Annotated in this window: 13 protein-coding genes; 8 read left to right on the top strand and 5 right to left on the bottom strand. The window is 72.9% G+C overall.

Annotated elements, in window-relative coordinates:
• Positions 1–78: 78 nt before the first annotated feature.
• From OG594_RS38170 to OG594_RS38155, 4 genes are all read right to left on the bottom strand, one after another.
• Positions 79–795 (bottom strand): tryptophan 2,3-dioxygenase family protein, encoded by a 717-nt coding sequence (locus OG594_RS38170; RefSeq protein ID WP_266606995.1) that lies wholly within the window; start codon positions 793–795, stop codon positions 79–81.
• Positions 795–2,036, bottom strand: coding sequence for a pyridoxal phosphate-dependent aminotransferase (locus tag OG594_RS38165; RefSeq protein ID WP_266606994.1), 1,242 nt, complete (start codon positions 2,034–2,036; stop codon positions 795–797). The genes OG594_RS38170 and OG594_RS38165 overlap by 1 nt, the downstream gene beginning before the upstream one ends.
• A 74-nt stretch (positions 2,037–2,110) precedes the next feature.
• The gene (locus OG594_RS38160) at positions 2,111–2,869 is read right to left on the bottom strand and encodes an SDR family NAD(P)-dependent oxidoreductase (protein WP_266606993.1); all 759 of its coding nucleotides are present in this window, start codon (positions 2,867–2,869) and stop codon (positions 2,111–2,113) included.
• Positions 2,862–3,668 carry a thioesterase II family protein gene (locus OG594_RS38155; protein WP_266606992.1) on the bottom strand — a complete coding sequence of 269 codons (807 nt, stop codon included), beginning with the start codon at positions 3,666–3,668 and terminating at the stop codon, positions 2,862–2,864. Before OG594_RS38155 ends, OG594_RS38160 begins: the two co-directional genes overlap by 8 nt.
• A gap of 203 nt (positions 3,669–3,871) precedes the next feature.
• Between OG594_RS38155 and OG594_RS38150 the strand changes: the two genes are divergently transcribed.
• A complete protein-coding gene (locus OG594_RS38150) occupies positions 3,872–5,113 on the top strand; it encodes a cytochrome P450 (protein ID WP_266606991.1) in 1,242 nt (413 codons plus the stop codon).
• A gap of 102 nt (positions 5,114–5,215) precedes the next feature.
• Here the strand turns inward: OG594_RS38150 and OG594_RS38145 are convergent, their stop codons facing one another.
• Positions 5,216–7,231: an amino acid adenylation domain-containing protein gene (locus OG594_RS38145; RefSeq protein ID WP_266606990.1), complete on the bottom strand. Its 2,016-nt coding sequence runs from the start codon at positions 7,229–7,231 to the stop codon at positions 5,216–5,218.
• 192 nt (positions 7,232–7,423) lie between these two features.
• Here OG594_RS38145 and OG594_RS38140 point away from each other — a divergent pair, with 192 nt between their 5' ends.
• Genes OG594_RS38140 through OG594_RS38110 form a run of 7 tightly spaced genes read left to right on the top strand, consistent with a single transcriptional unit; the run spans position 7,424 to position 24,372 of the window.
• Positions 7,424–8,728: a condensation domain-containing protein gene (locus OG594_RS38140; protein WP_266606989.1), complete on the top strand. Its 1,305-nt coding sequence runs from the start codon at positions 7,424–7,426 to the stop codon at positions 8,726–8,728.
• Positions 8,718–15,341, top strand: a complete 6,624-nt coding sequence (locus tag OG594_RS38135) for a non-ribosomal peptide synthetase (RefSeq protein ID WP_266606988.1) — start codon at positions 8,718–8,720, stop codon at positions 15,339–15,341. The genes OG594_RS38140 and OG594_RS38135 overlap by 11 nt, the downstream gene beginning before the upstream one ends.
• The gene (locus OG594_RS38130) at positions 15,338–20,734 is read left to right on the top strand and encodes a non-ribosomal peptide synthetase (protein WP_266606987.1); all 5,397 of its coding nucleotides are present in this window, start codon (positions 15,338–15,340) and stop codon (positions 20,732–20,734) included. The genes OG594_RS38135 and OG594_RS38130 overlap by 4 nt, the downstream gene beginning before the upstream one ends.
• Positions 20,731–21,873 (top strand): saccharopine dehydrogenase NADP-binding domain-containing protein, encoded by a 1,143-nt coding sequence (locus tag OG594_RS38125; RefSeq protein WP_266606986.1) that lies wholly within the window; start codon positions 20,731–20,733, stop codon positions 21,871–21,873. Before OG594_RS38130 ends, OG594_RS38125 begins: the two co-directional genes overlap by 4 nt.
• The gene (locus tag OG594_RS38120; protein WP_266606985.1) at positions 21,870–22,949 is read left to right on the top strand and encodes a Gfo/Idh/MocA family oxidoreductase; all 1,080 of its coding nucleotides are present in this window, start codon (positions 21,870–21,872) and stop codon (positions 22,947–22,949) included. Before OG594_RS38125 ends, OG594_RS38120 begins: the two co-directional genes overlap by 4 nt.
• Positions 22,946–23,737 carry a thioesterase II family protein gene (locus tag OG594_RS38115; protein ID WP_266606984.1) on the top strand — a complete coding sequence of 264 codons (792 nt, stop codon included), beginning with the start codon at positions 22,946–22,948 and terminating at the stop codon, positions 23,735–23,737. Before OG594_RS38120 ends, OG594_RS38115 begins: the two co-directional genes overlap by 4 nt.
• Complete coding sequence (locus OG594_RS38110) at positions 23,734–24,372, top strand: O-methyltransferase (protein ID WP_266606983.1); 639 nt, start codon at positions 23,734–23,736, stop codon at positions 24,370–24,372. Before OG594_RS38115 ends, OG594_RS38110 begins: the two co-directional genes overlap by 4 nt.
• The last annotated feature ends 66 nt before the right edge of the window (positions 24,373–24,438 follow it).

The following is a 24,438-nucleotide window of genomic DNA, read 5'->3' as shown; positions in this document are numbered from 1 at the left end:
CGAAAGGGGGCCGGACACTTCGCATGCGCGTCGCGGATCCTTCGTGGTGCCCGGGCCGGAGCGCTGCTCCCGCGGCAGTCAGCCTGCCTGCTGGCGCCGGCGCTCGTGCACCTTGCCGCGCAGTTCGTGAAGTTCGGTGAACGGCATCGTGGCGCGGTCCATGAGTTGCGCCGCCCCCGAGGTGCCGGCGGTGCCCCGCTGCTCCCCGATCATCTTCATCACCAGGCCCACGTGCCCGATCTTCCACTGGAAGTAGCCGTTGCCGACCCTGAGCATCGCCTCGACGACCCGGTGGAACGAGCCCGCCTCGACGCCCGCCCCGACGATCTCCTCCAGGTCGGCGCCGATGCGCTCCAGCCCGGCGCGGAAGGCCAGGAACAGCGATCCCGAGCGGCTGGCACTGCCCAACACCCGCTCCAGTTCGTGGGACTGGCTGGACTGGGCGCCGCTGGCCGTGCCGAGGTACGCCCGGAACTGGGCGAAGTCCTCCAACGGCAGCCGTTCGAGCGCCATGAGCTGCTCGTGCAGCAGGCGCAGCAACTCGCCGGACCGGTAGAGCAGGTCGACGGACCGCTCCAGGCCCGCGGTGGTCATCGTCCGAAAGTTGCCCTCCACGGCGGCGAGGTCGCCCAGGATCTGCTTCAGCCACAGTTCGCAGGTCTGGTGGCTGACGATGAAGAACTGTTCGGAGAGCACGGTGGTGAGGTCGGCGTCGTCCTCGGGCGTGCGCGGTTCCTGGAGGGTGAGCAGCTCGTCGAGCTTCAGGTAGGAGGCGTACGTCACCTCCGTGGGCATCACTGCTGCCTCTTCTCGCGGACGAGTGCGATCAGGCGTTCCACCCCGGTGGTGAGCTGCTCGCGGTCGACGCAGAAGGCGATCCGGACCAGGCCGGACGCGACGCCGCCGGGCTTGAGCGGTCGCAGCGTGCCGTCCGGGGCGAACTCGGGCCGTGCGGAGAACCCGCTGCCGGGTACGACCACGACGTCGTGGCGGAGCATGAGTTCGGTGCTGAACTCCTCGCCCGTCAGACCGGTGGAGGAGATGTCGGCCATGGCGTACCAGCCGCCGCCCGGCAGTGCGGGCAGCAGCCCCTCGTCGACCAGCGGGGTGAGCGCGGCGTCCCGGTTTCCGCGTACGAAGTCGTGGTTGCCTGCGAGGGCTCCCGACGCGTCCAGGGCGGCCAGTCCGGCGTACTGGACGGGCGCGTTGGGCGCAATGATGCAGGACTCCTGGACCGAGCGCATGGCGGCGGCGGTCTCCGGCCTCGACACCGCGACGTAGCCGAGCCGGTAGCCCGTCATCGCCGGCCCCTTGGAGAAGGTGAAGACGCTGTTGACGAGGCGCTGCGCCGCGGGGCGGTCGCGCTCCAGGGCGGCGATCGACAGATGGGGTCCGGAGAAGGCGAAGTCCTCGTAGGCCTCGTCGCTGATGATCTGCCAGCCGTGCTCGTCGGCGATCTCGTAGAGGGCCTGCTGCAGCGGGAGGTCGGCGACAGCGCCGGTGGGGTTCGACGGGGTGTTGAGCAGCAGCACCCGCGTCGCGGGGGTGGCCACCTGCCGGATCGACTCGGGGTCGGGTGCGAAGTGTTCGTCGAGCTTGTAGAAGACCGGTCGGAATCCGGCGAGCAGGGCCTGTTGCAGGTGTACGGGCCAGTGGATCTCCGGCATCAGGATCTCCGCCCCCGCGTGGGCGAGGCAACGCATCAGTGCGCTGAGCCCCTGGCACGACCCGGGGGTGGCGAAGAGCCGGGAGGGCTCGGTGTCGATGCGGTTGACGGTGTCGAGCTTGTCGGTGAGACGTGCGCGGAGCTCCGGGAGCCCCTGCACGTCGATGTAGCGGGCGCGGCCGTCGATGACGGCGTCGGCGAATTCCTTGGCGACGGAGTCCGGCGGGCCGAAGGCGGGCTCGCCCACGTGCAGCTTGATCTGGCCGGGGTGTTCCCGCTCGCGCTCGTTGGCGATCCGGAAGGACTCGTACAGCCAGGAGGAGGGGATCGCCGAGGCCGGGGCGAACCACGGTGGAGCTGTCTGCGTCATCTGATTCATTGCCTTTCCGCTGGTGGCAGGGCCGGCCGGGTCGGGCCGGCCGGGTGGTGCTCCTGGGCTACGGCTCAAGCCGCGCGTCCGCCGTCCACGGACACCAGGGATCCGGTGACCCAGGACGCGGACTCGGGGTCGACGAGGTGGCACACCCAGGCCGCCACCTCCGGGGCCAGGCCGAACCGTCCCAGGGGGGTGCCGGCCACGATTCCTTCGCGCAGGGCGTCCGCGCCCTCGCCGGCCGCCAGGTCCCACAGGCCCGTGTCGACCGGCCCTGGCAGCACCGCGTTCACCCGGACCTCGGGCGCCAGTTCCACCGCGAGCGACCTGGTCAACGAGTTCAGGGCGGCCTTGCTGGCCCCGTAGAAGGACCGGTTCGGCATGGCCAGGACGCCGCCGACGGAGGACACGTTGACCACGCAGCCCCGGCTGGCGCGCAGCAGGGGCAGCAGCGCCCGGATCAGCAGGGCGGGAGCCACCAGGTTGGTGTCGACCATCCCCCGCAGGTCCGCCTCGGCGGCGTCCTCCAGCCGGTCGAAGACCGCGTGCCCGGCGTTGTTGACCAGCGCGTCGACGCCGCCGAGCACCTCCCGTGCCCGTTCCGCGATCCGCGCGGCGGCATCGGGGGCCGTGACGTCCACGGCGTACGGCACGGCGGTGCCCGGTCCGTCGGCCCGCGCCTTCGCGGTCACCTCCGCCAGCCGGTCGGCCCGTCGGCCGACCGCGAGGACGTCGGCGCCCAGCCCGGCCGCGCGGGCGACCACGGCGGCCCCGATGCCCGAGCCGCCGCCGGTGACGACCAGTCGCAGGCCTGCCCAAGAACTACTCATGCGCCGAACCGCCTCCGTTCGCGTGGGTGGGAATCGCGTGGGTGGGGACCCTCCGCGCCAGGTCCGCTAGGAGGAGCGCGGGGTCGTCGAAGACGTGGAAGTGGGCTCCGGATCTGATGTCGACGCTCGCGTTCCCGGTGGTGAGACGGCCCCAGTGGCGTGCGGCCAGGACCGGTACGAGGGGGTCTGCCCGGGCCACGCAGGCGTGTACGTCGCAGTGGAGCGACACCGGGTCCGGGCAGCCGAGGTAGCGCTCGTGCGCGGCGATGTCCGCGCGCATCGCGGGCAGCACCAGGTCGCGGATCTCGGTCTCCGACGCGATGCCGGGGTCGATGCCCCCGAGGGCGACCAGCCGCTCCCAGAGCTCCGCGTCGGGCAGCAGGTGTTCATCGCGAGGTGGCCGGGCCGGGTCTCCGGGCGCCCAGGCACTGGACGCGACGAGCAGGATGACGTCGAGGCCCGCCCCGGGGCACCGGCGGGCCACCTCACAGGCGACCGCCGAGCCGAAGCTGTGCCCGAAGAGCAGCAGGTCCGCCGGTGGCAGCCGGGCCAGGTCGGCGACGATCTCCTCAGCGATCGCGCCGACGTCTTGGCTCGGCGGCTCCGCCAGCCGGTCGCCGTGCCCCGGGTACTGCGCGGCGCACAGTTCCACCGCGGTGCCGGGGAACGCGGCGGGGAGCGCGGCACGCCAACCGGTGAAGCTCTCCGCGCGGCCGCCGGAGTGCGGCAGCACGAGGAGCCGGAGCCCGGGGCGCCCGGTGCTCGTCACCGTGCGTACGGATTCGCGGTGCACGCCCATGGCCGATCTCCCCTTCGCCGCCTCGGAGCTGAGAATCGCACGCACGCCAAGGGCCGCCGCCGAATCCTTCATCATTCATTCAGCGCCGCCTCGGGCGCGGACGCCGGAGGCGAGGATCGGGGCGAGAAGTCCCCCCGTACAGGCCCGGTGCTCAGGCCGAGCCCCCGTACAGGCCCGGTGTCCGGGCCGAAAGGAGTCTCCCGGTGGTCTCCTCCCACCACGCCGCCGTCTTCGACGGCCCGTACGACGACACCTCCGGGGCGGCTCTCGACCTCGCCGACCCGGCCGCGTTCGTCAAGCACGACCCGTACGCGTACTGGGACCGGATGCGCCGCAGCGATCCGGTGCGCTGGCATCCCCCGGTGGGCAACCGCCCCGGGTTCTGGGCGGTGGCCAGACACCGGGACGTACAGGACTGCTACAAGGACGCGACCCGGCTGAGCTCGGCCAGGGGAACGGTGCTGGACGTCCTGCTGCGCGGCGCCGACTCGGCGGGCGGGCGGATGCTGGCGGTGATGGACCGCCCCCGCCACCGCGAGCTGCGTCAGGTGATGCTGCGCGCCTTCTCACCACGGGTCCTGCGGTACGTGGAGGACACCGTACGGCAGCGGGCCGACGCCCTGGTGGCCGCCGTGGTCGGTGCGGGCGAGGCCGACGCCGCGCGGGACATCGCCGAGCACCTGCCGCTGAACACCGTGTGCGACCTGCTGGAACTGCCCGTGTCTGACCGGCCGTTGCTGCTGGAGTGGAACAAGCGCGCGCTGTCGTCCGAGAGCGCCGATGACGACCCCTTCGACGCGCTGGAGGCGCGCAACGAGATCCTGTCGTACTTCGTGGACGTGGTCCGCGAGCGCCGTCGCCGTCCCGGCGAGGACGTGATCAGCATGATCGCCGGGGCACAGGTCGAGGGCGAACCGATGACCGAGGACGATCTCGCCCTGAACTGCTACAGCCTGATCCTGGGGGGCGACGAGTCGACCCGGGTGACCACGATCGGCGCCCTGCACGCGCTGGGCATCCACGAGGAGCAGTGGCGTCGACTGCGCACCGGCGAGGCGGCGGTGAAGACGGCCGTGGAGGAGGTGCTGCGCTGGGTCACCCCGGCCATGCACTTCGCCCGCACGGCCACCGCCGAACTGCGGATCGGGGACGCCGAGGTGGCGGCCGGCGACATCGTCACCCTGTGGAACATCTCGGCCAACAACGACCCCGACGTCTTCGAGCGGCCCCGCCGCTTCGACGTGGGCAGGGAGCACAACCCGCACCTCGCGCTCGGGCACGGCCCCCACTTCTGTCTGGGCGCCTTCCTCGGGCGGCTGGAGCTGTCCGCCGTGCTGGACTCGCTGGTCCGCCGGGTGGACCGGATCGAGGTCCTGGAGGAACCGCCGCGCGTCTACTCGAACTTCCTGTTCGGGCACAGCGCCCTGCGCCTGCGGCTCGACTGAGCCGCGTCCGCGCGCCTCCCGGTACCACTCGCCGGGAAGGGGCCGCCCGGCCGGCGCGGGCCGCTGCGGCCCGCGCCGGTTCGGTGCACCGTCAGCGCCGGTTCAGTCCGCGGTCAGCAGGCCGCCCAGCTCCGCCATGGTGGACCGCTCGAAGATGGCCCGTACCGGCAGGTTCATCCCCCACTCGTCCCGTACGGCCTTGGAGAGCCGCACCGCGAGGACCGAATGCCCGCCCCGGTCGAAGAAGTTGTCGTCCGGCGCGACCGCGGGCACCTCCAGCACCCTGGCGGCCAGTGCGCACAGCGCGGCCACCGGGTCGGACGGGTCGAAGACGCGGGCGGGGTCGCCCGACGTTGCGCCCGCTGTGCCGGATTCCTCCGTGGGCGGTGACCCGGCGGCGCGTTCCTCCAGGACCCGCCGGTCGATCTTGCCGTTGCTGGTCATCGGCAGGGACTCCACCACCTCGACGCGCGAGGGCACCATGTGCGCGGGCAGCCGTGCGGCGAGCAGCCCGCGCAGTTCCTCCGCGAGGCCGTCGGCCGGGTCGGCGCCGGACGCCACGAAGGCGACCAGGCGCGCCGAGTCCACCTCGCCGGTGACGACCACCGCCGCCAGCCGGACCCCCTCGCACGACTCCAACGCCGCCTCGACCTCGCCCGGTTCCACCCGGAAGCCCCGCAGCTTGACCTGGCGGTCGGCGCGGCCGGTGAAGAAGAGCGGGCCGTCCTTGTCCAGGTACCCGAGGTCGCCGGACCGGTACATGCGGCTCCCGCCCTCGCCGTACGGGTCCGCGACGAAGCGCTCCGCCGTCAGGGCGGGCCGGTTGAGGTATCCGAGGGCCTCGCCCTCCCCCACCAGGTAGAGCTCGCCCTCCTCGCCGGGCGGGCAGGGCCGGAGGTCGATGTCGAGCACCCGCACCTCGTTGCCCGGCCACGGCTCCCCGATGCTGACCGGCTCGCCCGGCCGCACCGGGCCCGCCATGGTCACTCCCACGGTCATTTCGGTGGGCCCGTACCCGTTGAACATGCGCCGGCCCGGCGCCCACCGGGCCACCAGCGCCTGGGTGCAGGAGTCCCCGGTGGAGAGCACCACCCCGCCGGGCAGGACGCCGTCCGGGTCGGTGGCGGTGAGCGCGACCGGAGGCAGCACCGCGTGGCTGATCCGCCGGTCGATCAGCGTGCGGCGCAGTTCCTCGCCGGGCAGTACCGCGCGGTCGTCGGTGAGCACCAGGGTGGCCCCCGACAGCAGGGCGAGCGTCAGGTCCCAGAAACCGGCGTCGAAGTTGAACGAGGCCCACTGCAGCACCCGGTCGCCGGGACCGGGGCCGATCCAGTGCCGCTGCGCCTCGGCGAGCGCCGCCATTCCCGCATGCGGGATCACCACGCCCTTGGGGGTCCCGGTGGAGCCCGAGGTGTAGATGACGTACGCGGTGTCCTCGGCCCGCAGCGGACGCCACCGCTCCTCGTCCGTGACCGGCCCGACCGGGCGGGGGTCGGCGTCCGGGTCCGGGTACGGGTACGGGTCCGGGTCCGGGTCGGCGAGGTTGAGGGTTGCCAGACCGGTGACGTCCACGGGCACGGGGCCGGTGTGCAGCAGGGTCCGCAGCCCCGAGTCGGCCGCCATGTGGCGCAGCAGCGCCGTGGGATAGCCGGGGTCCAGGGGTACGTAGCCCGCTCCGGCGGTCGTCACGGCGAGCGCCGCCACCACCTGGTCGGTTCCGCGGGGTACGGAGATCCCCACGAGGTCGCCGGGGCCGAGGCCGCCCGCGATCAGCCGTCGAGCCAACCGGTTCACCCTGTCAGCTAGTTGACCGTACGTCAGCGCAGCGCTCTCGCTCTCGCTCTCGACCGCGAGCAGTTCCCGGTACTTCGCCGCCATCCGTTCGAAGAGGGCGGGGAGGGTCTCGGCGGTGGACGCGGTCGCCGCGGGTGTGGTGGGGCGTACGTCCGGCCAGACGTGTTCGACGTGCGCGCGGGCGCGGGCCCGGGAGGTCGCGGGCAGTTCCACCAGCCATCCGGCGGGGACCGGCAGCCGGGAGGGCCACAGCGACCGCTGGCCGCGCTGATTGCACAGGACCAGGTAGCTCTCGTCCGGGTCTTCGAAAGGGTTGGCTGGCATCGAGCGACCTCCCGTGTGATGGTGCCGCTGGACGGGTCCGGCGCCCTGCGGGGGCGCCGCGCGCGACACAGGTGCCCTCACCCTGACCCGGACGGTGGCACGGCCCGCTGGGCGAGAAAGGAACGTGAAGGTCCTCTCAGCTTTCTTTCAGCGGCGGCTGCGCGGGCGAGGACCGTCGTTACCTTGCCGGACGTGACAGTCACCGAGATCCGCCCGTCCGTGGGCCAGACACTGCTGTGGTTCCTCGACCGCTACCGGGGCGAGGAGGGCGCGCTCAACTGCCCGGTGCTGTGCAGGCTGCGCGGCCCGCTCGACCGCGACCGGCTCCGCGAGGCGGTCGACCATGTGACGTCCCGGCACGAGGCGCTGCGCACCACCTTCACCGGCGGCGGCCGCCGCCTCAAGGCACTGGTGCACCCGGCGGTCTCACCGGAGATCCGCGAGGTGGACCTGACCGGCGAGCCGGACCCCGAGGCGCGTGCCAACCGGGAGGTGGCCGGGGAGCTGGGCACCCGGATCGACGCCACCGAGAGCGCCGTACGCCTCACCCTGTGGCGGCTCGCCGAGGACCATCACGTGCTCTGCTTCAACATGCACCACATGGTGACCGACTCGTGGTCCTGCAACGTGATCTTCGAGGACCTGTGCGCCGCACTGGAGGGGAAGTCCTCCGGCGACGCCACCGCGTACTCACGGTTCGCCGAGGAGCAGCGCGAGACCTTGGCCGGTCCTTCCGGCAAGCGGCTGAGCGCCTTCTGGGGCGAGCGCCTGAAGGACGTGACGCTGCCCCCGCTACCGATCCGGCCCGCCACCGCGGGCGCGTCGCGCGACACCAGACTCGTACAACACCTTCTGGACGCATCGACGGTGGCCGCGCTGGACGCATTGGCCAAGCGGGAGCGGTCGACGATGTTCGTGGCCCTGCTCACCGCCTACTACCGGGCGCTGAAGTCGGTCAGCGGCACCGAGGACCTGGCGGTGGCGACCCTGTTCGCCAACCGCGGCGCCGAACACCGGCGCACCGTGGGGTTCCTGGCCAACATGGTGCTGCTGCGGACCCGGCTCACCGGCGACGACTTCGCCGCACACCTGCGGGCCACGCACGGCACGGTGATGGAGGCCTTCGTCCACCAGGCGCTGCCGTTCCAGATGCTGCCGATCAACCTCGGGGCCACCGACCGCCGACTCGACGACGTGGTGTTCCAGATGATGGCGGACCCGGTGTACTCGACCCGGGCCGGCGGGCTGGACATCGAGGTCCTGGTGCCGGACGACGTCGCCACCCGCTTCGAGCTGGAGCTGGTCGCCGTGCCCGACCGGGACACGGTGCGGGTGCTGCTGTTCTACAACCCGGACCGGTTCGAGCCGGAGTTCGTCGAGTCGCTGCTCGCCTCGTACGTCGACATCTGCACGACCGCCGCCCGCGGCGCGGCGCCCCACACCGACCAGGCCGGGGCCCGCCCCCGGCAGCGCACGGGAGGCCACGATGACCAGTGAGGCAACGGCGGGACGCGTGGTGTCCGCCGAGGAGATCCGCGACACCGTCGCCGCGCGGCTGGAACTGCCCGCCGCGGAGATCGGCTTCGAGGAGGACCTCGTCACGCTCGGCCTGGACTCCCTCGGGATGATGAACCTGGCGGCCTCCTGGCAGGAGGCGGGTGTGGAAGTGACGTTCGGCGACCTGGTGGAGGAGCCCACCGTGCACGCCTGGGCCGCGCTGCTGTCCGGGACCGCCGACGGCACGGGCCCGCGCCCGGAGGCCGAGCAGGACCCGGCCACCGGGGCGGGCGAGTTCCCGCTGGCCCCGATGCAGCACGCCTACTGGTCGGGGCGTCAGCCGGGCATGCCACTGGGCACCGGGTCGCACTTCTACTTCGAGTTCGACGTCAGTGCCGACGTCGCACGGTGGGACGGCGCGGTGGCCGCGCTGCGCCGCAGGCACCCCATGCTGCGTGCGGCCGTCGACTCCGGTGGCAGCCAGCGGATCCTGCCGGAGTGTCGGGGGCTGGACGAGGTCATCGACCTGCGCACTCTGGAGACCCCGGAGCGTGAACAGCGGCTGACGGAACTACGCGAGACCCTCTCCCACCAGACGCTGCCGCTCGGCGAGGGGCGCGGGCTCGACGTGCGGCTGGCCCTGCTGCCCGCGGGAAGGGGCAGGCTCTTCCTCGACATCGACATGATCGTCTGCGACGCGTCCAGCTTCCGGATCGTCGTCGGCGACCTGGCCCGCCACTACGAGGACCCGGGTACCGCGCCCGCGCAGCCCGCCCTGACCTTCCCCGAATACCGCCGCCTGGTCGCCGAGGGCAGCCGGGAGCCCCGCCCGGCCGACGTCTCCTACTGGCGCGACCGCGCCGAGGACCTGCCCGACGCGCCGCGGCTACCGCTGGCCGCGCCGCCGGAGCGGATCGAGCGGGTGCACACGGTCCGCCGGCACGCCTGGCTGGCCCCGGAAACGTACGAGAGGCTCGTCCAACACGCGCGCAGCAACGGGTTGACCGTGTCGATGGCCGTCGCCGCCGCCTACGCGGACGTCCTCGCGGCCTGGAGCGAGGAGGCGGAGTTCCTGCTGAACCTGCCGGTGCTGAACCGCATTCCGGTGCACCCCGAAGTCGGCAGGATCGTCGGGGACTTCACCGACCTGCTGCTGCTCAAGGTGGCGCCCGACGCACGCCGCACCTTCGTCGAGCGCGCCCACACCGTGCAGGAGCAGTACCGGCGCGACGCAGCGCACGCGGCGTACGGCGGCACGTCGGTCCTGCGCGACCTGGCCAGGACCGCCGCCGGGGCGAACCGGCGGGCGGGCGTCGTGTTCACCAGCGCGCTCAGCCTCGGTGAGCTGTTCGACGGGGCGACCCGTGCGGTGCTCGGCACCCCGGTGTGGATGAGTTCGCAGACGTCGGGCGTGTGGATCGACCTCCAGTTGATCGAGCACGACAGCGGCATGCTGATCAACTGGGAGACCACCGAGAACCTCTTCGAGGCCGGGGTCCCCGAGGCGATGTTCGAGGCCTTCACCAACCGGGTACGGTTGCTCGCCTCGCAGCCCAGCGCCTGGTGGGAGGGCCTGCCGGTGCGGCCGCCCGCACCGCAGCTCCAGGCTCGCCGCAGCGCCAACGACACCCGCGCCGTACTGCCTCGCCGAGCGCTGCACGAGGAGTTCTTCCGGCAGGCGGCCGAGCGCGGCACGGCACCGGCGGCGCTCTGGGGCGACGGCCAGGTACTGACGTACGGCGAACTCGCACGGCGCGCCCTGCGGCTGGCCCACGTCCTGCGCACCGCCGGTGTCACCGCGGGCGACCGGGTCGTGCTCACGCTGCCCAAGGGCGTCGAGCAGGTGGTGGCGGTGCTGGCGGTGCACGCTCTGGGCGCGGCCTACGTCCCGGTGGGCACGGAACACCCCGAGGCGCGGCGGCGCACCGTGGAGTCGCTGGCGGGTGCCCGGTGCACGGTGACCCGCGGCAGGGACCACGACACGAGCATCCCGAACGTCGACGTGCGGTGCAGCACCGATCCCGAAGTGCCGCTGCTGGAGCGGGTCGTGGACGTCTCGCCGGACGCCCCGGCCTACGTGATCTTCACCTCCGGGTCGACGGGGGAGCCCAAAGGCGTGGAACTGACGCACGCGGCCGCCCACAACACCGTGGCCGCGCTGAACGAGCGCTACCGCATGGGTCCCGCCGACCGCACCCTGTGCCTGTCGGCACTCGACTTCGACCTCTCCGTCTACGACATCTTCGGCCCCCTCACCTGCGGCGGCGCGCTGGTCCTGGTCGACGACGAGGAGCGGCGCTCCCCCGAGGTGTGGCTGCGCAGGGCGGCCGACCACCGGGCCACCGTGCTCAACTGCGTACCCGCGCTGCTCGACATGGCCCTCACCACCGCCTCCTCGCGGCCGGAGCCGGGCGGCTGGCCGTTCCGGCTGCAGCTCCTGGGCGGCGACTGGGCCGGGCTCGACCTGCCCGGCCGGGTGCACGCGCTGCGCCCCGACAGCGTGTTCGTGGTGCTTGGTGGGACCACGGAGACCGCGATCCACTCCACGGTCCAGGAGGTCACGGAGGTGGATCCCTCCTGGACGTCGATCCCGTACAACGTGCCGTTGCCCAACCAGTGCTGTCGGATCGTCGACGAGCACGGGGGCGACCGCCCCGACTGGGTGGCCGGAGAGCTGTGGATCGGCGGGGCCGGGGTGGCCCGGGAGTACGTGGGCGCACCGGAGCTGACCGCCGCGAAGTTCGTGGAGGCGGACAACGTGCGCTGGTACCGCACCGGCGACCGGGCCCGCTACCGGCCCGGGGCCGTGATCGAGTTCCTCGGGCGCGCGGACCTCCAGGTCAAGGTGAACGGCTACCGGATCGAACTCGGCGAGGTCGAGCGTGCGTTGGGCCTGCATCCCGGGGTGCGCGACGCCGTGGTGACGCCGGTTGCCGGGCACGGCGGTGCGCTGTACGCCCTGGTCACTCCGGGCACGGTCGATACCGAGGAGGTGCTGGCGACCGCCGCCCGGCAGGTGCCCGCGTACATGGTGCCCGCGCGAGCGGTGGCCGTCGACGCGCTGCCGCTGAGCCGCAACGGCAAGGTGGACCGTGCCGGGGCCGGGCGGCTGCTGGCCGAGGCCCTGAGTGCGCGAAGGTCGGGCGGCACCTCGGACGCCCCGCGCGGTGCGGCGGAGGAGACGGTCGCCGCGCTGTGGGGGGAGCTGCTCGGCGGGACCCCGACCGGCGGGGACACCGGCCCACTCCGCATCGGCAGGGACACCAACTTCTTCCACATCGGCGGCGACAGCCTGCAGGCCGCCCGCCTGCTCGCCGCCCTGCGTCGGGAGGGGTACGAGGCCAGGCTCGGCGACCTGTTCACCCGTCCTACGGTGAGCGGCTTCGCCCAGACGCTGACGCACACCGAGGCGCAGGCCCCCGGCACGGTCCCGGCCGACCCCGAGCACCGTCACGAGCCCTTCCCGCTCACCGATGTGCAGCGCGCCTACTGGCTCGGCCGCGACCCCGACTTCGCGCTCGGCGGCGTCGCCTCGTACTGGTACTGGGAGTTCGAGAGCGACCGGGTCGACCTGGACCGGCTGGAGAGCGCCTGGAACCGGCTGGTGCGGCGGCACGAGATGATGCGCGCCGTGCTGGACGGGGAGGGCGGCCAGCGCATCCTGCCCGAGGTGCCGCACTACCGGTTCGTGGTCACCCGCACCACCGCGGCCGACCACGAGGAGGCGGTCGCCGCGCTGGGGTCCGACATGTCTCAGCAGGTGCTCAACGTGACCTCCTGGCCGCTGTTCGACGTGCGCGCCGTGCAACGGGACGACGGTCGCACGGTGTTCGGGGTGGGCTTCGACTACGTGGTGCTCGACGCGCTGTCGATCATGACCATCTTCACCGAGCTGAACGCGCTGTACGGCGACCCCGGCCTGGAATTACCGGAGTTGGAGCTCTCGTTCCGCGACTACCTGCTCGCCCAGCGGACCGACCCGGCGGCCAGGGCGCGCGACGAGGAATACTGGCTGAAGGCGATCGAGGACCTACCCGCAGCGCCGGCGCTGCCCACGGCTCTCGACCCGGAGCGCATCGACCGGCCGCGCTTCGTGCGGGACGAGTTCCGCATCGACGCGGCGACCTGGGCGAAGCTCCGCCGCCGCACGGCAGACGAGGGGCTCACCGCGTCGACGGTGGTGGCGGCGGCCTTCGCCGAGGTGCTGGGGGCCTGGAGCGCCGAGACCTCGCTGACGCTCAACCTGACGGTCTTCGACCGGCAGGACGTGCACCCTCAAGTGAACCAGGTGGTCGGCGACTTCACCTCGCTGCTGCTGCTCGGTCACCACAGCCGCCCCGACGGCTCCTGGGCCGAGACCGTGCGCCGGTTGCAGGGGCAGGTCTGGGAGGGCATCGAGCACCGCAACGTCTCCACCACCTGGGTGCTGCAGCAGTTGGCCCGGCGGACCGGGGGCGGGCAGATGCTGATGCCGGTGGTGTTCACCTCCACGCTGGGAGTGAGCGCGGACTTCAAGGACCTCGCCTTCGGTTTCGGCGAGCTGCGCCGCGGCCTCTCGCAGAGTCCGCAGGTCGCCCTGGACTGCCAGGTGGTGGAGCGCGACGGCGGGCTCGCCGTCAACTGGGACCACGTCGAGGGCCTCTACAGTCCCGGGGTCGTCCCGGCGGCCCTGGAGGCGATGCGCCGCCTGCTGGTCGCGCTCGCCGACAGCGACTGGTCGCGCCCGGCCCCACCGATCGCCCTTCCCGAAGCGCAGGCCGAGGTCCGCGCCGCGGCGAACAACACCGCCGTGGCGCTCCCCGCTCGCACGCTGCACGACCCGATCCTCGAGGTCGCCCGCCGCACCCCCGACGCCGTCGCGGTGCGCGCGGCGTCCGGCGAGGCCCTGACCTACGCCGAGTTGGCCGGGCGTGCCCTCGGTGTCGCCGGGCACCTGGTGGCGCTCGGGGCGCGGCCGGGCGAGACCGTGGTCGTCTCGCTGCCGAAGGGGCCCGACCAGGTCGTCTCGGTGCTCGGCGTGCTGGCCGCGGGCTGCACGTACGTGCCGGTCGGGGTCGGCCAGCCGGCCGCGCGCCGCAACCGGATCGTGCGGTCCGCCGGGGCGCGCCTGGCCCTGGTCGCCGACGGGCCCGCATCCGGCGGGGACTGGGACGAGGCGGTGCGCACGGTGCCGGTGGCCGAGGCGTCGGCGGCGGCACCGCTCGCGGAGCCGGTGCCGGTCGACCCGGCGCAACTCGCGTACGTCATCTACACCTCGGGTTCCACCGGTGAGCCCAAGGGGGTGGAGATCACCCACGCGGCCGCCGCCAACACCATCGACGACGTCAACGCCCGCTACGGCGTGGGGCCCGACGACGTGACCTTGCAGGTCTCGGCGCTCGACTTCGACCTGTCCGTCTACGACCTGTTCGGCCTGCTCGCGGTGGGCGGCACCGTGGTGACCCTCACCGAGGACGTCCGGCGGGAGGCGGCCGTCTGGGCCCGTCTCGCCGCCGAACACAGGGTCACCGTCTGGAACACGGTGCCCACCCTTCTCGACATGCTGCTGGTGGCCTGCGAGTCGGGCACGAGCCTGCCGCGGCTGCGCGTGGCGATCGTCTCCGGCGACTGGGTCGGGCTGGATCTGCACGACCGGCTGCGGGCGAACGCCCCGAACGCCCTGCTCGTCGCCATGGGCGGCGCCACCGAGGCCTCGATCTGGTCGAACGCCCACGACGTGACCGCCGTCGACCCCGCGTGGGTGTCGATCCCGTACGGACGTCCGCTGGCCAACCAGCGCTTCCGGGTGGTCGACGCGCACGGCCGGGACCGGCCCGACTTCGTGCCCGGCGAACTGTGGATCGGGGGCGCCGGTGTGGCGCTCGGCTACCGCGGGGACCCGGAGCGCACCGCGGCCTCCTTCGTGGCGGCCGGGGGCGAGCGGTGGTACCGCACCGGCGACCTGGGCCGCTACCACCCCTCGGGGGTCCTGGAGTTCCTGGGGCGGCGCGACCACCAGGTGAAGGTGCGCGGGCACCGGATCGAACTCGGCGAGATCGAGACCAGACTGCGCGAACTGCCCGGTGTCGCACGCGCGGTGGCATGGGTCGACACCAGCGCCGGGGTGCGCCGCCTGGCCGCCGTCGTCACCGTGGAGCAGGAAACGGACCCCGGTCCAGCCGCGCCGGATCTGCTGGCCGCACTGGCCGCTCACCTGCCCGCCCACATGATCCCCGAGCACCTCACCGTCGTCGACGAACTGCCGCTGAACGCGAACGCCAAGGTGGACCGCGCCGCCGTCGCGCAGACGTACGGACTGCGCCGCGCGGCGCCGGAGTCACCGGCGGACGACCGTCCGCAGGGCGATACCGAACGCGCGGTGGCCGAGGTGTGGGCCGAGTTGCTGGAGGCCCCCGGCGTGGGCCGCAGCGCCAACTTCTTCGGCCTCGGCGGCGACAGCCTCACCGCCACCCGGGTCATCCAGCAGTTCGCCAAGCGCTTCGGCGTGGAGCTCTCGCTGCGCCAGCTCTTCAACCACCCGACCATCGCCGGGATCGCCGCCCTCCTCGAGGACGAGATCTCCGGTAGCCACCCGCACCAAGCGTCCGTCCGACTGGAAGAAGGTGTCCTGTGACCGCCGCCGACATCATCAGCGAACTCGAACAGGCCGGACTGCACCTGTGGGAGGACGAGGGCAGGCTCCGCTTCCGGGGACCGGAAGGGGCGATGACCCCCGAGCGCCGCGCCCTGCTCTCCGGCTGCCGGGACGACGTGCTCCGGGCGCTCCGCGAACGCGGCCCGCAGCAGGTGAAGCCCGATCCCGATGCCGCCCACGAACCGTTCCCGCTCACCGAGGTCCAGTCGGCCTACCTGCTGGGCCGCCGCGGCGCCTTCGCGTACGGCTCGGTGCCCTGCCATGCCTACGGCGAGCTGGAGTTCCCCGCGCTCGACCGCGACCGGATGCTGCGGGCCTGGCAGCGCGTGGTGGACCGGCACGAGATGCTGCGCGTGGTCATCGACTACGACGGGTTCCAGAGGGTGCTGAAGGACCCGCCCGCCCCGGTCATCGGCTGGCACGACGCGACCGCGCTGCCGGAGGCGGCGGGCGGGGAGATGCTCCGCGAGGTCCGCGGCCGGCTCTCCGCGGAGTCCAAGGACGTCACCGCGTGCCCGTTGTACTCGCTGGAGGTCACCGAGCTCGCCGACCGGGCCGTCCTGCACTTCTCCATCGACTTCCTGATCGCCGACTACGTGAGCATCTACCGGCTGCTGGACGAGTTGGGGACGTTCTACGAGGACCCCGACGCCGCTCTCGCGGCCCCCGGCATCTCCTTCCGCGACTACCTACGCGCGGAGCGCGCGGTGCGCCAGGGCCCCGCGTACGAGCGTGACCGCGACTACTGGACGGCGCGCCTGGACAGCCTGCCGCCGGCCCCCGAACTGCCGTTGGTCGACCGGCCCAGCCGGCAGGGTGCGGCCGGTTTCACGCGGCGCGAGCTGCGGCTCGAGCCCGCGTTGTGGTCGGCGCTCAAGGCCCGGGCGGGGGAGCAGCAGGTCTCGGCCTCGACGGCCGTGATGGCCGCGTACGCCGAGGTGATCGGCCGCTGGAGCCGCAGTCCCCGCTTCACCCTCGACGTGACGGTCCTCAGCCGGTTGCCGCTGCACCAGGACGTGGGCGACATCGTGGGCGACTTCACCTCCGTCGAACTGCTGGCCGTCGACGGCGGCTGCGCCGACACCTTCGCCGGGCGCGCCCGCCGGGCGGGCGAGCAGCTCTTCGAGGACCTCGACCACCGGTTGTTCTCGGGTGTCGAGGTGCTGCGCGAACTCACCCGCCGCCGGGGTCAGCAGGGTTCGATGATGCCGGTGGTGTTCACCAGCGCCATCGGTCTCTCCGACGGCCTCGCTCCGCAGGGCATGATGCGCGCGCAGATCAGCAACGGCATCAGCCAGACCCCGCAGGTCTGGGTGGACTGCCAGGCGATGGAGGCGGGAGGGGCGCTGCTCGTCAACTGGGACGTACGGGACGACACCGTGCCCCAGCCGGTCCTCGACGACATGTTCGCCGCGTTCCGCGAGCTGCTGCACCGGCTCGCCGACGGGGACGAGGCGTGGGAGGGCAACCCGCTCGCGCTCCCCGCGCACCAGGCCCAGCGGCGTGCGGCGGCCAACGACACCGCCCGGCCGGTGAGCGACGCGCTTCTGCACCGGGCGCTGCTCGACCAGGCACGACGGCGTCCCGACGCGACGGCGGTGGTCGACCACCGCGGGAGCGTCGACTACGCGACGCTGACCGGCCGGGCCGCCGCCGTCGCCGCGGCGCTCGGCGCCCGGGGCCACCAGCCGCACCAGCGCGTCGCGGTGGTGCTGGAGAAGGGCTGGGAGCAGATCGCCGGGGCGCTCGGGGTGCTGCTGGCCGGGGGCACGTACGTCCCCGTCGAGGCGAGCCAGCCCGACGCCAGGCGCAACAAGATCCTCGAGTCCGCCGAGATCGGCCTGGTGGTCACGCACAGCACGGTCGGCGGCGCATTGCCCGCAGGCGTCGCACGTATCGACGTCGACCAGCTGCCCACGGCCGCTGTCGAGGAGGTGCCGGTCGCCCCTGCCGATTCGGCGTACGTCATCTTCACCTCGGGCTCCACCGGCGAGCCCAAGGGCGTGGAAGTCAGCCACCGTGCGGCGGTGAACACCCTGGACGACGTCTGCCGCAGGTTCGGGATCGGTGACGGCGACGTCGCGCTGGGACTGTCGAGCCTGGGCTTCGACCTGTCGGTCTTCGACGTCTTCGGCGTCCTGGGCCGGGGCGGCACCCTGGTGCTTCCCGACCCGGAGCGGCGCAGCGACCCCTCGTACTGGGCCGACCTGATCACCGGACACGGGGTGACCCTGCTCAACACGGTGCCCGCCCAGATGATGTTGCTGGAGGAGTACCTGCGCGGCGACGGCCGCGACTGCGGGAGCGTGCGGCTCGGCATGATGTCGGGCGACTGGATACCCGTGACGCTCCCCGACGCCGTCCGTGCGCGTCTGCCCCGGGCGGAGCTGTTCAGCCTCGGCGGCGCCACCGAGGCGGCGATCTGGTCGATCTACCACCGCATCGGCGAGGTCGACACTGCCGCGCCGAGCATTCCGTACGGAACTCCGCTGGAGAACCAGCGCTTCCACGTGCTGGACGCGTTCCTGCGGCCCAGCCCCGACCTCGTCGTGGGCGACCTGTACATCGCGGGCACCGGCCTCGCCGAGGGCTACCTCGGCGACCCGGAGAAGACCGCGGCGAGCTTCTTCACCCTGCCGGACGGCGAGCGGGTCTACCGCACCGGCGACCTCGCCCGCTATCTTCCCGACGGCACCCTGGAGTTCATCGGCCGCGACGACCGGCAGGTCAAGATCCGCGGGCACCGCATCGAGCTCGCCGAAGTGGAATCGGCCCTGGCCGCCGACCCGCAGGTCGACGCGGTGGCGGTGACCACGCAGGGCGAGCGCAACGACCGCAGGCTGGTCGCCTTCGTCTCGCCGTCGCCCGCCGACCCGGCCGCCCACGCCGTGGACCCGGCCCTCGTGCCCGAGGTGCTCGCGGCGGCCGACGGGATCCGCGAGGGGGTGGACGTCTCCAAGGTGGTCGAGTTCGCGGCCGTGCTCGACGACGCGGCGCTGCGCCGCATGGTCGACGTCCTGCGCCAGGAGGCGGTGTGGCCGGACGCCGCCGCGCGGCACACCACGTCCGAGATCATGCGGCTGGCCAAGGTGGCCTCCAAGCACGAGCGGTTGGTACGACGCTGGCTGGCCGCCTGTGTGGAGAACGGCTACCTGGAGCGGGCCGAGGACGGCACCTTCGGCTGTCTGCGCCTGGTCACACCAGAGGACGTCGCGCAGGCGTGGGCGGAGGTCGACCGGCTGCTGCCGGAGGCCAACGACCGCCCGGAGCTGGTGAATTACTTCAAGCTCGCCGCCGCCCACCTCCCCGAGCTGATGCGCGGCGAACGGGATCCGCTGCGGATGCTCTTCCCCGAGGGCGACCTGAGCATCCACGAGGCCGCCTACATGGAGGGCTTCCTCTCCCGCTACCTCAACCGGCTGGCCACCGCCACCGTGCTGGGCGCGGCCCGGCGCAACGACTCGGGCCGTCCGCTGCGGGTGCTGGAGGTGGGGGCGGGGGTCGGCGGCACCAGCGTCGACACCATTCCGGCGCTGGACGGCGCGAACGTCCGCTACACCTTCAGCGACGTGTCGCAGTTCTTCCTGAACAAGGCCGGTGAGCGGTTCGCGGAGCACCCCTGGGTGGACTACGCGCTGTTCGACTTCAACGAGCCGTACCGCGAGCAGGGGGTCAGGCCGAACTCGGTGGACGTGATCCTGTGCGGCAACGTCATGCACTACGCGAAGGACGCCCGCGCGGTCCTGCGCCGGATGCGCGAGGCGCTGGTGCCCGGCGGGTGGCTGGTCTTCATCGAGACGACCCGCGACAACTACCAGATCCTCACCTCGATGGAGTTCCTCTTCGACGCCACCGCAGGAGACTTCCAGGACGTGCGCCACGGCAAGGACCAGACCTTCATCGGCCGCCACCAGTGGTACGACCTGCTGGCCGAGGCCGGAGCCGACCTGGAACTGTGTGTCCCGGCGCCGGAGGACGAACTGGCCCGCATCGGGATGCACGTCTTCGCGGCCCGCTTCAAGACCGACCGCGAGCCCCTCGACACCGAGGAGCTGACCCGGCGGCTCGCCGAGCGGCTCCCGGCGGAAATGATCCCGTCGCGCTTCGAGGTGCTGGACGCGCTGCCGCTGACCGACAACGGCAAGGTCGACCGCGCCGCCCTGGCCGGGTGGGCGCAGGACCACCGCACGTCGAACTCGGCGGCCGCCGGAGAGGGCCCGCGCGAGGCCGGTGAACTGGAGTTGACCGTCGCCGCGGTGTACGCGGAGGTGCTGCGCGAGTCGGAGGTCCCGCTCGACACCAACTTCTACGCCCTGGGCGGGGATTCGCTGCTGGCCGCCCAGCTCGTCACGGCGCTCCGCGAACAGGTGCCGGCCGCGGCCGAGGTCTTCTTCGACGAGCTGCTGCGCGAGCTGCTGGGCGGCGCGTCGGTGCGCGAGCTGTCCGCCTTCCTCCAGCAGGGCCAGGAGGTGCAAAAGGAGAGCGGGGCCGGTGACGAACTGGTCCTGGCCGGGGCGGCGGACGCCCTCGGGAACCCGGTGCACGTCCTGGTCGGCGACGGTCTGGGAGGCCACGCAGAGCGGCTCGCCGAGGGACTGGGGGCGCTCGACCCGGTGGCGGTGGTGCCGGCCGTGCGGGTGACCGAGGGGCAGACCCTGGACGACGTGGCGCAGGAGATCGTGGCGAAGGTACGGGCGCTGAGCCCGGGCCCGTTCCACCTGGTCGGCGCGCACAGCGGGGGCGTGCTGGCGCTCGCCGTCGCCCAGCAACTGGTCGAGCTGGGGGCCCCGGTGTGCGGGCTGACCGTACTGAGCAGTTACCCGCTGCCCGCCACGGTCCGCGACGAGGTCCTCGAAGAGGCGCTGCTCTGCCTGGACCGCGGCCAGGACCCGGCCGCCCTGGGCTACCCGGACGTCTGCGCCCTCGGCGCGGCGCTGGCCGCGCTCGCCCCCGCCGGGGACGTTCCGCCCGGCGCACTGGCCGCGCTGGCGGACCGGAGCGAGCCTCAGCTGCGGGCGGCGGGCACGACGGCCGCCGCACTCGGCGTCCTCCCCCGCGAGGAGCGGCTCGCCAAGCTCGCCGGGCCCCTGGGCCTCGGTGCGGACGAACTCGCCGAACGCCTCGTACGGGGAAGGGCGCTGGCCGCGTGCGTCGCCGCCCACGACCCCGGCGTGTACACCGGGGAGGCCCGGCTGCTGGTGCACCAGGACGAGTCCCCTATCTGGCCCGCCATGGCGGCCGACATGACCGCGCTGTGGGAGTCGGTCTGCGTGGGCGGACTCCTGCGGCAGACCGTGCCGGGCGACCACTTCAGCTGCCGTGAGCTGGTCACCTCCGACGTGATCGACCTGCCCGATGAGGAGAACGCGTGAGCGAGCACAGCACCCCGTCGGTCGCGGTCGTCGGCGCCTACGGCGCCGTCGGCGCGGCCGCCGTCCGGGCCATCGCCGACCGCCGTCCGGACGCCGTCGTACGGCTCGGCGGGCGCGACCGCGCGCAGGCCGAAACCTTGCTGGCCAAGTCCGGGCTGCGCGGCGAGGCGGTCGAGGTGGACCTGCACGATGGACGGTCGCTGGCCGCGTTCTGCCGCGGCGCAGGCGTCGTCCTCAACTGCGCGGGCCCGTCCTACCAGGTCCTCGACCGCGTGGCCTGGGCCGCCACGGCGGCCGACGCCGACTACGTCGACCCGGGCGGCGACGAGCCGCTCCTGGAGGCGCTGACCCGGCCCGGCACCTTCACCGGCACCGCCGTCATCACCGCAGGCATGCAGCCGGGCCTGACCGGTCTGCTCCCCCGCCACCTCTGCTCCACGATGAGCCACCCGCAGCGGCTCACCGCCTACGTCGGCACGATGGACCGGCTCACCCCGGCCGGGGCCGCCGACTACCTGCTCTCCATGGGCGGTGCGTACGGGGAGGCCCGCGGCGCGATCAGGGGCGGCATCCGCGTGGAGCGCGAACTGGAGCCCCGTACCGGCGTCGAACTGCCGTACGCGAGCAACCGGGTGGACGTCTACCCGTACCTGAGCTTCGAGTCCGCACGGCTCCCCGAGGTCACCGGGCTGACGGAGATCGACTGGTACAACGTCTTCGACGGCGGCGCGCACATGATGAACTGCCTGAGCAGGCTCCAGGGGGCGATGCGCGGCGAGTCCGATCTCGTCGAGGCGGCCGAGGAGCTCACCCGTGCCGCGGCGCTCGATCTCTTCGGCAGGGACCCGTTCCAGCTGATGCTGTTCGAGGTCACCGGCACCGACGGTGCCGGGCGCCCCGCCACCCGCAGTCTGACCCTGCGCGCCAGTGACACGTACGCCCTGACCGGCCTCGCCAGCGCGCTGGCCGTGCTGGCGGTGCTCGACGGCAGGGCCGCCCCCGGCGTGCACTTCGGTTCCGACGTGCTCGACGCCGAGACGGTGCTCGCCGCGCTGCGGGCCGAGCCCGCGGTCGGGCTGCTGGAGGTCGTCGACCGGCCGATCCTCGCGGCCCGTGCCATGGAGGAGGGCGAACTGTGACCCGCCCACGCGTCCTCGTGGCCGGTACCGGCTTCGGCCGCGCCTACCTGGCGGCTTTCGAGCGGGCGGACTTCGACTTCGAGCTGGCCGGGATCCTCGCATCCGGGAGCGCCCGCAGCCGCGCCTGCGCCGCGCACTACGGCGTACCGCTGTGGTCCACGGTCGAGGACGTGCCGGAAGACGTCGACCTGGCCTGTGTGGTCGTCGGCGGAGTGATGAACGGCGGCCCCGGTCCGGCGCTCTCCCAGGCGCTGATGCGCCGCGGTGTGCACGTGCTACAGGAACACCCGCTGCACCCCGACGAGTTGGTGGCGTGCCTGCGCGCCGCCACCGAGTCCGGGGTGGTGTTCCGGCTGAACACCCATTATCCGCACGTGGAGCCGGTGCGCCGCTTCATCGGGGCCGCCCGTGACCTGACGGCCCGGCAGCAGCCGCTGTTCCTCGACGTGACCTGCGCCTTCCAGGTGCTCTACACGGTCTTCGACATCCTGGGCCAGGCGCTGGGGTCGATCCGCCCGCACGGGATCGACGGGGTGCTCGCGGGGGCGGAGGGAGCGCCGTTCCGGAGTCTCACTGGCCGCTTCGCCGGTGTTCCGATGTCCTTCCGGCTGCAGAACGAGTTGGTGCCCTCCGACCCGGACAACTACAGCCACCTCTTCCACCGCATCACCCTGGGCACGGACGGGGGGCACCTCACCCTGGTCAACACGCACGGCCCGGTGCAGTGGAGCATGCGCCCGCACATGCCCGGCGGCATGAGGGAACTGGTGCGCTTCGGCGACTCCACCGCCCCGCACCTGAAGGTGCCGAGCGTGGAGCACCTGGGTCCGGCGGAGGGCGCCTCGTACAGCGAGGTGCTGCGCGAACTGTGGCCGCGGGCCACGGCCCAATCCATTGGCGCGACCTGGGACGACGTCCGGGCGGGCGCCGACAGCCGGGGGCACGTGCAGTACCACCTGGCCCTGGCGAAGCTGGCGATGCGCGTGAGCGAGGCCTGCGGACCGGTGCGGCTGCACCACCCGAAGGCACCGCCCGAACTCCTCTCAGCAGTCGACCTGTTGGAGGACCGGGCATGAGCACCGACGTCCCGAACCCGTGGCTGCGCGGCTACTTCCCCCGGCCCTCGGCCGCCCGGCGCGTCGTGTTCTTCCCGCACGGCGGCGGGTCCGCGAGCTTCTACCGCCCGCTGGCGCGCGACCTGCCCGACGGCGTCGAGGGCATGGTGGTGCAGTACCCCGGCCGGGAGGACCGCATCGGCGAGCCCTGCTGCACCGACATGCCCGGCCTCGTGGAGCCGCTGGCCAAGGCGCTGACCCAACTGGACGACAAGCCGATGTGGTTCTTCGGGCACAGCATGGGCGCCTCCGTCGCGCACGAGGTCACCCGGCTCCTCGGCACTGCGGGGGAGGCGCCCCCGGAGCGGCTGGTGGTCTCCGGGCGGCCCGGACCGGCCCGGCAGCGTCCGGACGACAAGCACCTGGACGACGAACGACTGTGGGCCGATGTGTGTCAACTCGGCGGCACCAACGCCTGGTTGCTCCAAATGCCGGGCCTGCGCGAGATGACGCTGCCGGTGCTCCGCGCCGACTACCGCCTGGTGGGCACCTACCGTGCCGGGACCGGCCGCGACCTATCGGTGCCGGTGAGCGTCTGTTACGGCACCGAGGACCCCGAGGTCGACGCGGTGGACGCGGCGGCCTGGTCACAGGCCACCTCGGCGCACACCGACCTGACCGCCTTCCCCGGCGGCCACTTCTATCTGCGCGAGCCCGCCCAGAGCGAGTTGACGCACTGGCTGACCGGGCGGCTGCACGACCGGCCCCAGCACGCCCCCACCGACCCTGCGGGAAGGAACCGAGGATGATCGTACGACCCGTCGTGGAGAAGTACGCCGAAGAGGCCTCCTCCCCCGCGCCCCCCTGGCTGGCCGCACTGGTCGCCGACACGGAGGCCGGGACGGACCTGCCGGCCATGATGGTGGGGAGCCTGGAGGGTGAGTTCCTGGCCTCCTTGGTCTTCGCCCTGCGGCCCCGCCGCATCCTGGAGATCGGCACCTTCACCGGCTATTCCGCGCTCTGCATGGCCCAGGCGATGCCACAGGGCGCCGAGCTCCACACCTGCGAACTGAATCCGCTGCACGCTTCGATCGCGCGCAAGCACTTCGGGGCGTCGCCTTGGGCCGACCGCATCCACCTCTGGGAGGGCCCGGCCCTGCCGTCGGTGCGGGACCTCCCCGGCCCCTTCGACCTGGTCTTCGTCGACGCCGACAAGCCCGGGTACGTCGACTACTACGAGGCGGTGCTGCCGAAGCTGTCCCCGCACGGGCTGATCCTGGCCGACAACGTCCTCCAGTTCGGCGGCGTCGCCAACGAGCGGGACCAGCAGCCCGACACCGTCGCCATGCGCGCGTTCAACGCCCATGTCGCCGCCGATCCCCGGGTGCGGCAGAGCGTGCTCACCGTGCGCGAGGGCGTCAGTGTCATACGGCTGGCCGGCTGAGCGGACCCGCGCGCACGCGACGGCGCCCGGACCCCGTGGAGGGTCCGGGCGCCGTCGTACGCAGGG

Source organism: Streptomyces sp. NBC_01214 (assembly GCF_026340975.1).
In the GTDB taxonomy this organism is placed as follows: Bacteria; Actinomycetota; Actinomycetes; order Streptomycetales; family Streptomycetaceae; genus Streptomyces.
Note: the sequence above shows the minus strand (reverse complement) of the source record. Positions and strands in the feature narration are given on the sequence as shown.

Bases quoted from the DNA above. Each gene is read 5' to 3' on its own strand.
- OG594_RS38170 (WP_266606995.1), bottom strand. From the start codon at position 795: ATGCCCACGGAGGTGACGTACGCCTCCTACCTGAAGCTCGACGAGCTG.
- OG594_RS38165 (WP_266606994.1), bottom strand. From the start codon at position 2,036: ATGACGCAGACAGCTCCACCGTGGTTCGCCCCGGCCTCGGCGATCCCC.
- OG594_RS38160 (WP_266606993.1), bottom strand. From the start codon at position 2,869: ATGAGTAGTTCTTGGGCAGGCCTGCGACTGGTCGTCACCGGCGGCGGC.
- OG594_RS38155 (WP_266606992.1), bottom strand. From the start codon at position 3,668: ATGGGCGTGCACCGCGAATCCGTACGCACGGTGACGAGCACCGGGCGC.
- OG594_RS38145 (WP_266606990.1), bottom strand. From the start codon at position 7,231: ATGCCAGCCAACCCTTTCGAAGACCCGGACGAGAGCTACCTGGTCCTG.
- OG594_RS38135 (WP_266606988.1), top strand. From the start codon at position 8,718: ATGACCAGTGAGGCAACGGCGGGACGCGTGGTGTCCGCCGAGGAGATC.
- OG594_RS38115 (WP_266606984.1), top strand. From the start codon at position 22,946: ATGAGCACCGACGTCCCGAACCCGTGGCTGCGCGGCTACTTCCCCCGG.
- OG594_RS38110 (WP_266606983.1), top strand. From the start codon at position 23,734: ATGATCGTACGACCCGTCGTGGAGAAGTACGCCGAAGAGGCCTCCTCC.